Here is a 13532-nt window from a genome sequence, read left to right on the forward strand (position 1 = left end):
GCGAGCGGCGAACGCTGCCGGAGGGCACTGCCATGACATGGCGCCATACCTTTCAAACCCGCATTGCCGGGGTGTTGGCGCTGTTGCTGCTGGTGGTGGTCGCCGCGACCTATTTCGCCGTCAAGAGCGCCACCCGCCGTGCCGTGGAGAACCAGGCACAAGTCCAACTGAAAACCGGAACCCAGGTATTCGAGCGTCTGCTGGACCTGCGCGGGCGGCGCCTGCAATACGGGCTCGACTGGCTCGCCGGCGATGGTCCGTTCAAGCTGGCCGTGGCCGAGGGCAAGCCTGCGCCGATCCTGGCGGCACTGCGTCGCCACGGCACCGGCATCCGTTCCAGCGAAGTGTTCGTGCTGGGCCTGGATGGCAAGGTCATGGTCAGCACACTCCCTATCCTCACCCGCGGCCAGCCGTTCCCCTATGACGCCGCCTTGCGCCATGCGCGGCGCAGTGGCCTGCACATGGTGATCGTGGCCCTGGACGGGCGGCCTTACCTGCTGGTGCAGGATGAAGTGCGCGACCCGTTGCCCATCGCGCGCATCGTGATGGGCTTTGCCATGGACCAACTGTTCGCCTATGAACTGCGCTCCATGAGCAACCTGGAAGTGTCGTTTCTCAGTGTGCAGGACGGCACGCCCGGCCCGCTGTTCAGCACCCAGCCCGACGCGTACCGGGCCACCGCCCTCAGCCTGCTGCACGACGCTCCGCTCAACCCTGAGGCACAGATCCATGGGTTCCACGGTCAGCGCGTGCTCAGCCGCGTGCTTCCATTGGCCAATACCGGCGACGGCGATGACGTGCGCGTATTGCTGCAAAGCCCGCTGGACCATGCGCTGGAATCCTTTGCGCCGCTGGACCGGCAGTTTCTCGGGATTGCCCTGGCGGTGCTGCTGGTGTCGTTGGCCGGCGCGTTGTTCCTGGCGCGGCGGGTGTCGCGCCCGCTCAACGCCCTCGTGGAGGCGGCGGGGCGCATCGGCGCCGGTGATTACCGCACGCCGGTGCGGGTGCGCAGCCACGATGAGTTCGGTTTGCTGGCCCGCGCCTTCAACGCCATGCAAAGCGGCATCGCCGTGCGCGAACGGCAACTGGCCCATAACGCCCTGCATGATCCGCTCACTGGCCTGCCTAACCGAGCCCTGGCCATGGAACGCCTGGGCAGTGCGATCAGTGCCCGGCGGCCGGTAGTGCTGCTGTACCTGGGCATCGAGAACTACCGGGTGATCAACGAGGGCTTCGGTCCCGAGGGCGTGGATGAAATGCTGCGCGAAGCCAGCCGCTGCCTGTCCATGAGCCTGCTGGCCAGCGACACGGCGGCGCGCATCACCGGCAGCGAGTTCTTGCTATTGCTGGAAAACACCGAGATCGACCGCGCCGTGGCCCGTGCCGACCGCCTCTACGCGCTGCTTACCGAGCCCCAGCGCATCGGCAATGATGAAGTGCGCCACGAGGTCAGCATCGGCATCGCCGCCTACCCCGCCGATGGCCAGCAGGTGGAAGAGTTGATCAGTCGCGCCGCCATCGCACGCCACGATGCGGCGACGCTGCCGGGCTATCTGCAGATCTACCAGCAGGACCGCGACCTCGCCCACCAGCGCCAGATCACCCTGATCCGCGACCTGCGCCGGGCCGTCGTCGAAGGCGAATTGTACCTGTGCTACCAGCCCAAGCTCGACCTCAAGCATGGCGAGGTGTGCCAGGCCGAAGCCCTGCTGCGCTGGCAGCATCCCACCCTGGGGCTGGTGTCGCCCGCCGAGTTCATCCCCCTGGCCGAGCGCACCGGCAGCATGGGCGGCCTGACCCTGTGGGTGATCGAAGAAGCCATCCGCCAGATCGGCGAGTGGTCGCAGCGCGGCATGCACATTCAGTTGTCGGTGAACATCTCGGTGGATGACCTGGCCGATGACGACCTGGCGATCCGCGTCAGCACCTTGCTGATGCAGTACGGCGTGGCGGCCCGGCAGCTGATTTTCGAAATCACCGAAAGCGCGATCATGCACAACCCGCAGCAAGCCTTGAGCGTGCTGGAGCAACTGCGCGGCTGCGGCATCAGCCTGTCGGTGGATGACTTCGGCACCGGCTATTCCTCCCTGGCGCAACTGCAGCGCCTGCCGGTGCAGGAGTTGAAGATCGACCAATCCTTCGTGCGCAACCTCGACAGCACCAGCGGCGACGGCGTGATCGTGCGTTCGACCATCGAAATGAGCCACAACCTGGGGCTCAAGGTGGTGGCCGAAGGCGTGGAATTCGAGCCCAGCCTCAAGCTGCTCAAGCAGTGGAACTGCGATACGGCCCAGGGCTACCTGATCAGCCGGCCGCTCAATGCCATGGCGTTCGAGATGTGGATGCGGCGGGAACGCAAGCCGCTCTGAAGCACCGCATAATCCAACACCGCGCAAATCCGCAGCTGCTATGGAAGGCACAAAAAAGGCGGCTACCTGTGAGGGTAGCCGCCTTGGTTTTGCCGCCGATAAAGCTTAATCCGGCAGTTTGAACGCCATCACGTAGTCACCCTGCTTGGTCCCCAGGGATCCATGACCACCCGCCATGACCAGCACGTACTGCTTGCCGTCCTTGCCGGTGTAGGTCATCGGGGTGGTTTGCGCGCCGGCGGGCAGGCGGCCTTCCCACAACTGCTTGCCGTTTTTCACGTCATAGGCCCGCAGGTACTGGTCGAGGGTACCGCTGAGGAACGACACGCCACCGGCGGTGGTGAAGGTGCCGCCCAGGCTCGGTACGCCCATGGTCAGGGGAACCGGGACCGGCGAGCTGTCACGCACGGTACCGTTCTTGTGCATCCAGATAGTCTGGTGGGTGGTCAGGTCGACCGCGGCCACGTAACCCCACGCCGGTGCCTGGCACGGCAGGCCCAGGGGCGACAGCAGTGCTTCGAGGATCACGCCGTACGGCGCGCCTTTGTTCGGCTGCACGCCCTGGGTTTCGCTGACACGAGGGCCTTGCTTGGCGATATCGGCCGCCGGGATCAGCTTGGATTTGAACGCCATGTAGCTCGGGTTCACGAAAGCGATCTGGCGTACCGGGTCGACGGAAATGCCGCCCCAGTCGAACACGCCGAAGTTACCTGGGTAAACGATCGAACCTTGCAGCGAGGGCGGGGTGAACGGGCCGTCGTAGCGCATGGATTTGAAATCGATGCGGCACAGCATCTGGTCGAACGGCGTCACGCCCCACATGTCACGCTCCTTGAGGGGCGGTGGCATGAAGTTCAGCTCGGACTTCGGCTGGGTCGGGGAAGTACGGTCGCCCGCGACAGCGCCCTGGGGCACGGCCACTTCGTGGATCGGCACCACCGGCTGGCCGGTGGCGCGGTCCAGCACGTAGATGCTGCCTTGCTTGGTCGACGCCATCACCGCTTGCTTCACGCCGGCTTCGGTCTTGATGTCGATCAGCGACGGCTGGCCGCCGACGTCCATGTCCCACAGGTCATGGTGAGTGAACTGGAAGGTCCACTTCACGTGGCCGCTGTCGATGTCCAGGGCAGTCAGGCCCGCAGCGTATTTCTCGGAATCGTCGGTACGGTCGCCGCCGTACTGGTCGGGCATCTGGTTGCCCATCGGCAGGTAGAGCATGCCGAGTTTTTCATCCACGGCGAACATGGACCACATGTTCGGCGAGTTGCGGGTGTAGGTCTTGCCTTCGGCCAACGGGGTGGTGTCGTCCGGGTTGCCGCTGTCCCAGTTCCACACCAGCTTGCCGGTGTGCACGTCGAACGCGCGGATCACGCCGCTGGGCTCGTCGGTGGAGACGTTATCGGTGACGTGGCCACCGATCACCACCAGGTTTTTGGTCACGGCCGGTGGCGAAGTGGAGTAGTAACCGCCTGGGGCGAAGCTGCCGATGTTGGCACGCAGGTCGACCTGGCCTTTGTCACCGAAGTCTTCGCACATCTTGCCGGTGTCGGCGTTCAGGGCGATCAGGCGGGTGTCGGCGGTCGGCACGAAGATGCGTTTCGGGCAGGCATTCGGCGCGGCGGCCGGGCTGGCGCTGCCGGTCGGGCTCTGCTCGGAAGCGTAGGCGGCGTCATCGTGATACGACACGCCACGGCAGGTCATGTGCGCCCAACCCTTGAAGTTCTCGGCACCCTGGCTGCTGATCTTCGGATCGAAGCGCCAGATTTCCTTGCCGGTGTCCGGGTCCAGCGCAATCACCTGGCTGTGGGGCGTGCACACGTAGAGCATGCCGTTGACTTTCAGCGGGGTGTTTTCCGCGGTGGTCTCGCCTGGATCGTTCGGGCCGGGGATGTCGCCGGTGCGATAGGTCCACGCCGGTACCAGCTTGTGCGCGTTTTCCGGAGTGATCTGCGCCAACGGCGAGTAACGATCACCGTAGGCCGAGCGGCCGTAGGAGTTCCAGTCGCCATCGGCCTGGGACGGTGCAGCGCTGGCCATGCCCGGTACCGCGTCGCGGTCCAGTTGGCCGGTCTTGACCATTTCACCGGGGTTGGTGAATTGGCTGGCCAGGGCGGTTGCACCGGCCAGCACCACGGCCACGCTCAGCGCGCCAGTGCCCAGCGGGGCAGGTTGGCCGCGCAGCAACGGACGGCGAAACCACGGGAGCAGCATGACGATGCCCAGGGCGAACAGCAGCGCCAGGCGCGGCACCAGCTGCCACCAATCCAGGCCGACTTCCCACAGGGCCCATACGGTGCTGGCGAACAGCACCACCGCGTACAGGCCCAGCGCGGCGCGGCGGGTGGCCAGCAGCAGCAGGCCGGTCAGGGTGATGCCGATACCGGCCAGCAAGTAGTACAGCGATCCGCCGAGCAGGCTCAGCTTGACGCCGCCGGCCAGCAAGGCCAGGCCCATGATCAGCAGCAAGACGCCTAGCAGCCTCGGCAGCAGGCGGCTCGGACGTGAAGCACCGTCAGTGCTCATAGTTGTGTTTCTCCGTTACGTTGGAATTATGTATCCCCGTGTTTCTTCACTGTAGATGACGATTCGACACGGGCTTGGTTCAGCGTTAATTACGTTTTTCTGTGGATAACGGACTTATCCACAGGTGGGAGATTTATTCCCGTGCGCAGGTCGGCGTAAGACAGCGCTGTCTTGGCGGGTAGGAATAATCAGCAAAGTGGGGTCGGCCGGGGGAGTGAAACGTTTCAGGTTATTGCCGACAAGGATAAAGCGCTGGCGCACCAAGAGAAAGCACGAATCGCAAGATGCATCATTTCAGATTTGGTAACAGTGACAGATCGTCGCTGCCCAATAACGGTGGGAGGGGGTAAGCCTCCTCCCACAGGGGCATTTCAGTGTGTTTAGAAGGTAGTGCGGATGCCCAATTGCACGCTGCGCCCCGGTGCCGGCGCGATATCGCGCAGGATCGAGCTGGCGTAGCGCACGGTCTGGTTGGTCAGGTTTTCACCGTTCACAAACGCCAGCCATTGGCTGCCGCCGACGTTGAAGCGATAGCCCGCGCTCGCGCCCAGGGTGGTGTAGCCATCGGTACCGCTCTCGTTATCCGGCACACGCCCTTGCCCGGCCGCGTGCTCGACGTCGATGCGCGCCTGCCAGCGGTCCAGTTCCCACAGCAGGCCGCTGTTCAAGCGCAGCGGCGCGATGCGTGGCAAGGCTTCGCCGGTGTCCAGATTGGTGGCGCGGGTGTAGTCGCCTGACAGCTCCAGCGCGAACTTGCCGTAGGCGCCTTCGCCGAGCTTCCAGTGATCCTGGGCCTCGAAGCCGGCGAAACGTGCGCGCACACCGGAGTATTCGTACTCGGGGATGCCGCCAGCGTCTTCTTCGCCTTCGTCGTTCAGCGTACGACCGGTGCCCAGCAAACCGATGTAATTGGAGAAGTGGCTGTAGAACACGCCGAAGCTGCCCTTGTGGGTGCCGGTGTCAAAGCGCAGGGCCAGGTCGCTGGACACGGCTTTCTCTTTCTTCAGGTTGGCGTCGCCCAACTCATAGGTGCCGGTGGCGACGTGGGCACCGTTGGCGTACAGCTCGTAGAAGGTCGGTGCGCGCTCGGTGTAGCCCAGGGTCGCGGCCACGGACCAGATCGGCGTGAGGGTATACACCGCGCCCGACGACAGGCTGCCGGCGGTGAAGTGGTTGCTCCTGTCGGCGCCGGCGAAGCGTTCGTTGCCCTTGGCGTCGGGGTCGACGCGGGTGTGTTCCAGGCGTCCGCCGAGGCTGAGTTTCAGGCGGTCGGTGGCTTGCATTTCTTCGAGGATAAACAGCGCGCCGGCGTTGGTATCGGTCTGCGGCACGAAGGCCTCTTCGCCGAGGGCCGAGAACTCGTTGCGCGTCACCTGCGCACCGACCACGCCGTCGAATGGGCCGAGCGGCTGGTGACGGGCTTCGACGCGGGCTTCGTAGCCCTTGTTCTTGAAGACCGTACCGGTTTCGCCGCCTTCGATTTCGCGGTGCTCGTAGTCGGTGTAGCCGGCGTCGACCTTGACCGAGGTAAACGGGCCTTGCAGGTTGCGGATTTCGGACGCGAACCCGTAGTGATCCTGCTGCATGCGGATGCGCACATCCTGCTCGGCCGGGGAGCCGTAGTTGCTGTCGTAGTTGCTGTAGGACAGCCCGGCGTAACCGTCGTCCCAGGTGTAGGAGCCGCCTACCGCGCCGCCGTCCTGGCGCCCGTCGCTGTTGCCCAGGCGGCCGTTCCTGCCGGGTGCGTCATCGCTGTCCGGGGCGTGGCGGCTGCGGGCCTGGCCGGGGATTTTCAGGTCGTTGAATTCCCGCGCGTTGGCATCCAGGTGCAAGGCGAAGGTGCCATTGCCCGCTTCCAGCTTGCCCGCACTGCTGCGCGTGGTGTCGGCGCCGCCGTAACGCAGTTCACCGGCGCCGTGGATGCCCTCGATGGCTTCGGTGGGGATGCGGTTGTCGAAGGTGTTGACCACGCCACCGATGGCGCTGCCGCCGTACAACAGCGCTGCCGGGCCGCGTACGATTTCGATGCGCTCGACATTCACCGGGTCCAGCGGCACCGCATGGTCGTAGGACAGTGACGAGGCATCCAACGCCCCCACGCCATTGCGCAGGATACGAATGCGGTCGCCGTCCTGGCCACGGATGATCGGCCGGCTGGCGCCCGGGCCAAAGTACGAAGACGACACGCCCGGCTGCTTGTTCAGGGTTTCGCCGAGGCTGCCTTTTTGTTGCAGGGTCAGCTCATCACCCTCCAGCACGGTGGTCGGCGAGGCGAGTTGCTCGCTGCCCAGCGGGTTGCCGGTGATGACTTGGGGTTGCAGTTCCAGGGCGTGGGCTTCCGAGCTGATCAGCAGGGCGGCGGCGAGCGGCGACAAGCGCCACAGGGAGGAGAGGGACATCGGACATTCCTTGGCAAAACGACGAAAAGACTTGAGACGTATAGTTACAATATAACATCTCTTTTTCGCCGAGGGCGGGAACTTTTTTTACCTGCCGGGGCGGAGTGATAAGGTGTGCGCCTTCGTGAACACTTTTTCATAGGCCCGGCATGACCGCGACAAACAACGACCCCCTCCACGGCGTGACCCTGCAACACGTCCTCACCACCCTGGTGGAACACTACGAATGGGCAGGCCTGGCCGAACGCATTGATATCCGTTGCTTCAAGAGCGACCCGAGCATCAAGTCGAGCCTGACGTTCCTGCGCAAGACCCCATGGGCGCGGGAGAAGGTCGAAGGCTTGTACGTCAAGCTGATGCGCACCAAACGCCCGCTGGATTGACCTCATGAAGCGGTATGTGGCGGCAGCGGCGCTGACCGGTTGGGTGGGCCTGGCGATTCAGCAATACCTGATTTTCTATTCGCGCTGGGAGTCCGGCGCCAGCCTGCTCGGCGGGCTGATCAACTTCTTCAGTTTCTTCACGGTGCTGACCAATACCCTGGCAGCGGTGGTGCTGAGCTATGCGTGGGTGAAGCGCGATTCTGCAGCCAGGCGGTTTTTCCTCACCCCCGGTGTCAGCAGCGGCATCGCCGTCAGCATCGTGGTGGTGGGCCTGGCCTACAGCCTGTTGCTGCGGCATCTGTGGCAGCCCGAAGGTTTTCAATGGATCGCCGATGAGCTGCTGCACGACGTGATGCCGCTGCTGTTCGTGCTGTACTGGTGGCGCTGCGTGCCCAAGGGCCAGTTGCGCCTCAAGCACATTGGCCTGTGGGTCATCTACCCGTTGGTGTACTTCGGCTATGTGCTGCTGCGTGGGGATTTGCTCGGGCAGTACCAGTACCCGTTCATCGATGTCGGCACCCTGGGTTATCCACATGTGTTTGTGAATGCCGGGGGGATCCTGCTGGGGTTCGTGCTGGTTGCCCTGGCGGCGGTCGGCCTGGACAGGACCTTGAAATCACCCCGAATTTAACCTGCACGATCAACATAACAACCCGATCGATATCAACATTCGGCAATGTGCACCAAAGAGCAATAGGTACCGATCCGCCGACACGATCCACCGCAGCAACCGCCGGCTCACCTATTCATGCCCGGACGGTGGGATCACCACGCCGATCACCATCACCTGCAAAGGTACTGCCTCGTCGTTCGATACGCGCCTGCCGCTGGGGTTGTCAGCGGCAGCGGTGTCCTTGTTGAGGCTTACTCCTCTTCGCTGCCTTCCGCACGCCAGTAACCCACCGCCTTGAGGAACGCCTCATTGACCTTGTGGGTGTCCAGCAGCACCCGGCGTACCTGGCGCGACAGCCTGGTTTCGGTGGCGACAAAGCTGTACAACGAACCGCTCGGCAGCGTCAGTTTCTGCACGGTGTCGAGCAGGTCGTCCTGGCCGCGCACGACCCATTTCACCTCCACATCGGCAGCACTTGCCAGTGCCTGCCGTTCCGCCGCATTGGCGATTTCGATCACCGCCAGCACCTTGCGCCCGGCCGGCAATTCTTCCAGGCGCCGAGCAATGGCCGGGATCGCCGTCTCATCGCCGATCAGCAAATAGCTGTCGAACATATCCGGCACGATCATCGAGCCCCGTGGCCCGCCGATGTACAGGTGCTGGCCGACCGTGGCCTGTTCTGCCCAGGTGGAGGCGGGGCCGTCGCCGTGTAGCACGAAGTCGATGTCCAGCTCGCCGATGTCCAGGTCGAAGCGCCGTGGCGTGTAGTCGCGCATCGCCGGTTGCGGGCCGTCGTCCTTGATGTTGAAGGTCGGGCTTTCCAGCGCCGCTTGTTCGGCAGCGTTCTGCGGGAACAGCAGCTTGATGTGATCGTCACTGCCCAGGCTGATAAAGCCCGCCAGTTCCGGGCCGCCCAGGGTGATGCGGCGCATGCGCGGGGTGAGGTCGACTACCCGCACGACTTCGAGGCGGCGGCGTTTGATTTCGTGGGTCACGCGGTGGATGGCTTGCGTATTCATTGAGCTGTCCCGTCGGCAATGGCTTGGGCGGCGCCGTTGAGCAGCGCCGCGACACGAACGATTTCTTCCGGGCTCCAGCGCCCGTGGTGCGAATGCAAGGCATGGCGCAGGTTATGCACGGCCTCGTGGATTTCCGCTGGGCGGTCATGGCCGCGCAGCGAGCGTTTGCTCACGTCCATGCGCAGGCGAATGCCGTCGAGAGCCACTGCCTGTTCGCTTAGGAAGAGACGACCGGCCTCGGTGATTGTGTAGCGTTTTTTTCCACCTTCGGCGTCGCCGGCGATCAATTCGCTTTCTTCCAGGAAGGTCAGCGTGGGGTAGATCACCCCGGGGCTGGGGCTGTAGGCGCCGTCGAACAGGGTTTCGATGCGGCGGATCAAGTCATAGCCGTGGCACGGCTGCTCGGCAATCAGCGCCGGCAGCAGCAGTTTCAGGTCACCCGGTGCGAAGACACGCGGGCCACGCCCACCGCGTTCGCGGCCGGCGCGCTTTTCAAAGCCATCGTGGCGCTCACCGTGGTCTCGGTGGTGATGAGGGTCTCTCATGGTGATGTTCTCTTGTCTGATTTCGATACAACTTAAGATATATCTTATGAGCGATGCAAAATCTTCTGACGAGCGGTGCCGGCAGGCGAGAGCTGCTTCTGAAGGAGCGTCACGACCCACAATCCGTTCCGGCGCTACCATCCTTTATTTGACCGTTAAATGGCGATTTCATGAATGGGGAATAAACTTATTAAGTACGTCTTTAGGCGAAACGCTTGAATAGTTAGAGTCTGCGGTGCGTGTAGTTAATGTCCTACAGATAAATGAATAAACTAAGTAGTATCGAGTGCTTGAAAAGGTAATACATAGATGACAGTTAATATTCAACGTATTGAATAATATTGTTTTTTTCTGTATTGCCCAGTCGTGATTAATTACGCGGTTAAACGAATGTGCTGGCATCGTTGAATGGGTTTTCGAGGGAGTATTTACCGGCGTCGCAAGACACGCATTACGCGATTGCTTGCGGCGCGAGAAACCGTTTCTCAACTAAAGACTGATGTCACTACAGGTACTTAAAATGCTTAAAAAGACCGCTTTCGTGCTGCCACTGATCGCTCTGGCTATTGGCTCTTCCAGCGTGTTCGCTGCCGGCGAAGCTACCAGCGTCATCAACATCAAGGCCACCATTCCTACCAAGCAGTTTCATGTCCAGCCGCGTGATCCCAACTTCGGTCGTGATGAAACCATGGCCTACAACACCGTCAGCGGTGAACTGAGTTCGCTGCGCGCTACCTACGATGTGAAGAACACGGATGGCTCGATCAAGGCCTACATCGAAGGCGGTCCTGCTTCGTTGACCAACGGCACTTCGTCGATCGCACTGACGAACACCTTCAACGGTGTGGTGCTGACCGGTTCGCCGCTGGAAGTGGTCGACGACGCCAGTTCCACCCCAGGTACCCAGGCGGATCTGGTCGTGGCCGCAGCCAAGCCGGCGGATGGCATTTCCGGCCTCTTCACCACCAACTACACCATCGTGTTCGACCACGAGCCACGCGTTACTCCGTAACGCCAAGCCCGTTGACTCAATAAGCCGCGGCTTATTGTTGGGTAGCGGTACCGGTCGGCAGGCAGCGTTTGTCGGTCGATCGGTCTCCCTGTTTTGACGTCCGAATTCAGAGTATTCCGTTCATGTTCCCGATGACTCCCATCGCGGCAGCGCTCGCCCTGTTGTTTTGTGCGGGCGCGTTGGCGGCAGGTACCGCCGACGGTACAACCCCTCGTAGTTTGCTGTCCCAGGCCAAGGGACTGCCGGCGGACTTTGAAGAGCACTTTTTCGACGTGCCGCTGGCGGTCAGGGTTGAGTTGGATCAGGAGTTTGTCTCCGAGGCGATGATAGTCCTGACCCGTGATGACCGCATGACCCTGCTCGACTTTACCGACCACGACGGCAGCGTGATCAAGGACGAAGAGCGCGACCAGTGGGCCGATTACCTGAAACAGGGTGTGGCCCTGGGTGCCTGCGCCAGCAACTGCCCGGATGGGCTCATGGCCGTGCACTACAACCTGGAAAACTCCACGGTGTCGCTGCTGACCGAAAACGCCGAGCGTGATGAGCAGGCGCAGCGCTACTATTTCCTGCCCACCGGTGGCAGCACCGGCCTGATCGTACGCAACCAATTGAACCTCAGCGGCGGCGAAGGCCAGGACCTGGGCGGGCGCTTCGGCATCGACGCCAGCAGCAGCCTGGGCCTGTGGAGCCAGACCCTGAACATGCAGTTCTCGCGCCTCGGCGGTCCCGATGACGACGACCTCAACCACGCGGTGTATGCGCTCTATACCCAGCGCGAGTTGCAGGGCAACTTCCTGCGCCTGGGTTACTTCACCCCCAACGCCGAAGGCCTGACCCGCCAGTTGCGCACCTTCGGTGCCAGCCCGGACACCGCGGTCGGCGTGATGTACGGCAGTTCCGACAGCCTGGTGATCAACAACTCCAAACCGGCGGTCTACCCGATCTACGTCACCGCCAGCCGCCAGGCATCGGTGGAGATTTACCGCAACGGCCTGCTGATCAACACCCAGCCGGTCGGCAGCGGCCTGCACAGCCTGGACACCCGACCACTGCCCGGTGGCATCTATGAAGTGGAAGTGCGCCTGGTGGAAGACGGCCAGATCACCAGCACCACCCAGGAGCTGGTGTACAAGCCCAACAACTGGCGCAACCACGACGAGCGTTGGCGCTACAACCTGTTCGCCGGCCAGGAAAGCAAACTGCTGAGTAATTTCGACGAACAAAGCAGCGGCAGTCCGACTGCCGGCGTTTCCCTCAATTACCTGGCGCATCCCCGTGTGGTGCTGGGTGTATCCGGGCGCCAGGTCAAGGACAACATGCAGTACGGCTCCTCGATCGACTGGACCCTGGCCGACCAGGCCAGCCTGTACGCCAACGTGTACTGGTCGGAAAAGTACGGCACCGGCCTCGACCTCAACGGCTTATACAACTACGGCATGGGCAGCGTGGTGTTCAACCACACCCGCAGCTGGCTCGACACCCGCAACACCTACGAAAACCTGCCCGATGGCACGCGTATTCGCCAGCGCGACATCTTTGTCGGCCAGACCAGCAGTTCGTCGATTTCGGTCAACCATCGCCTGAGCAACCTGCGTTCGATCAATGGCCGGCTGTTCTACAGCGAGGGCAATAACGAAGGCGTCGGCCTGGACCTGGGCTGGACCGAACGCACCCACCTGTTCGGCAACGACGCCAATTGGCGGCTGTCAGTGTTCGACCGGCCCGCCAGCGCCAGCACGGGCGACCGGCGCAACCGCGGGGTCGACCTGAGCGTCAGCCTGGCCCTCGGCGCGCCGGGCGAGCAATGGTCCGCCAGCATCGGCACGCGGACCTCCCGCGACGGGACCCGCGACAATAATGCCTCGCTGACCTACCGCAAGGACCTGCAGGACCACGTGCTGCAAAGCGTGTCCGCCACGGCAACCACCGACACCTACGGCGTCGGTTTATCCGGCATGGCCAGTTTCGAAAACGAGTTTGTCAGTGGTGACGGTTATGCCCAGCGCTCGTCGTTCAACAACGAGTTGTCCGGCGGCCTCAACCTGGACAGCACCTTCGCCCTGGGCCAGCAGAAGATGGTGCTCACCAGCCAGTACCACGGCACCGGTTCCGGCCTGATCGTGGACGTGGAGACCGACGTCGATGACATCGCCCTGCGCGCCGACGACCTGAGCGGCGGCAGCACGGCCCTGCGCCCCGGCCGCAACTTCATCCCGATCACCGCCTACAAGGGCAGCTCGGTGAGCTTCGACTTCGAAGGCAACCATGCACCCTCGGCCACGATCCAGCCGCCGCGCACGCGCTACCACTTGAACAAGGGGGGCGTGGAGTATCGCAAGATCAGTGTGATGCAAACCGTGACCGTGCTCGGTCGCCTGGTGGATCCCCAGGGCAAACCGCTCAAGGGCTTGCACGTGATCAATCACGCCACCCGTGGGGTGAGCGAGGTCGACGGCTTCTTCTCGCTGGAAATGAACGCCAGTTCACCCACCCTGGAAGTGCGCCGTAACAACCAGTTGCTCTGCCAGTTCCGGCTCGACCCCTCCAAGGCGCGCAGCGAAAACAGCGTGCTGATGATCGGTGACTTGCGTTGCACGCCGGATACGTTGGCCGACACCACCACCGCCGAACAGATTGCCGGTTGAGCATGATGACGAGACTAAACA

9 protein-coding genes and 1 pseudogene are annotated in these 13532 nt (G+C 62.8%); 6 read left to right on the forward strand and 4 right to left on the reverse strand.

Going from position 1 to position 13532, the window contains the following annotated elements; translation table 11 throughout:
- Positions 1–32: 32 nt before the first annotated feature.
- The gene (locus tag B9N88_RS12030; RefSeq protein ID WP_027604643.1) at positions 33–2369 is read left to right on the forward strand and encodes a putative bifunctional diguanylate cyclase/phosphodiesterase; all 2337 of its coding nucleotides are present in this window, start codon (positions 33–35) and stop codon (positions 2367–2369) included.
- A 105-nt stretch (positions 2370–2474) separates the two neighbouring features.
- Here B9N88_RS12030 and B9N88_RS12035 read toward each other — a convergent pair whose 3' ends face one another.
- Positions 2475–4892, reverse strand: coding sequence for a glucose/quinate/shikimate family membrane-bound PQQ-dependent dehydrogenase (locus tag B9N88_RS12035; RefSeq protein ID WP_027604642.1), 2418 nt, complete (start codon positions 4890–4892; stop codon positions 2475–2477).
- A gap of 380 nt (positions 4893–5272) precedes the next feature.
- Entirely contained in the window at positions 5273–7291 is a 2019-nt protein-coding gene (locus tag B9N88_RS12040; RefSeq protein WP_027604641.1) for a TonB-dependent receptor, read from the reverse strand.
- A gap of 149 nt (positions 7292–7440) precedes the next feature.
- Here B9N88_RS12040 and B9N88_RS12045 point away from each other — a divergent pair, with 149 nt between their 5' ends.
- From B9N88_RS12045 to B9N88_RS32900, 3 genes and pseudogenes are all read left to right on the forward strand, one after another.
- Entirely contained in the window at positions 7441–7674 is a 234-nt protein-coding gene (locus B9N88_RS12045) for a VF530 family protein (RefSeq protein ID WP_027604640.1), read from the forward strand.
- A gap of 4 nt (positions 7675–7678) precedes the next feature.
- Positions 7679–8305, forward strand: coding sequence for a Pr6Pr family membrane protein (locus B9N88_RS12050; RefSeq protein WP_027604639.1), 627 nt, complete (start codon positions 7679–7681; stop codon positions 8303–8305).
- Positions 8305–8498: pseudogene (locus B9N88_RS32900) on the forward strand (fimbrial protein); the annotation flags it as partial. The gene B9N88_RS12050 and the pseudogene B9N88_RS32900, both read left to right, overlap by 1 nt.
- 40 nt (positions 8499–8538) lie before the next feature.
- Here the strand turns inward: B9N88_RS32900 and B9N88_RS12060 are convergent.
- Together B9N88_RS12060 and B9N88_RS12065 are read right to left on the reverse strand one after the other, a co-directional pair.
- Positions 8539–9306, reverse strand: coding sequence for a siderophore-interacting protein (locus tag B9N88_RS12060; RefSeq protein WP_027604638.1), 768 nt, complete (start codon positions 9304–9306; stop codon positions 8539–8541).
- The gene (locus B9N88_RS12065) at positions 9303–9851 is read right to left on the reverse strand and encodes a PadR family transcriptional regulator (RefSeq protein WP_027604637.1); all 549 of its coding nucleotides are present in this window, start codon (positions 9849–9851) and stop codon (positions 9303–9305) included. Before B9N88_RS12065 ends, B9N88_RS12060 begins: the two co-directional genes overlap by 4 nt.
- 520 nt (positions 9852–10371) lie before the next feature.
- Here B9N88_RS12065 and B9N88_RS12070 point away from each other — a divergent pair.
- Together B9N88_RS12070 and B9N88_RS12075 are read left to right on the forward strand one after the other, a co-directional pair.
- On the forward strand, positions 10372–10863 hold the full coding sequence (locus B9N88_RS12070) for a CS1 type fimbrial major subunit (RefSeq protein WP_027604636.1): 492 nt from the start codon (positions 10372–10374) through the stop codon (positions 10861–10863).
- A gap of 122 nt (positions 10864–10985) precedes the next feature.
- Positions 10986–13511, forward strand: a complete 2526-nt coding sequence (locus B9N88_RS12075) for a CS1-pili formation C-terminal domain-containing protein (RefSeq protein WP_027604635.1) — start codon at positions 10986–10988, stop codon at positions 13509–13511.
- The last annotated feature ends 21 nt before the right edge of the window (positions 13512–13532 follow it).

The sequence above is a fragment of the Pseudomonas sp. LAMO17WK12:I1 genome, from assembly GCF_900177315.1.
Classification (GTDB): Bacteria; Pseudomonadota; Gammaproteobacteria; order Pseudomonadales; family Pseudomonadaceae; genus Aquipseudomonas; species Aquipseudomonas marginalis.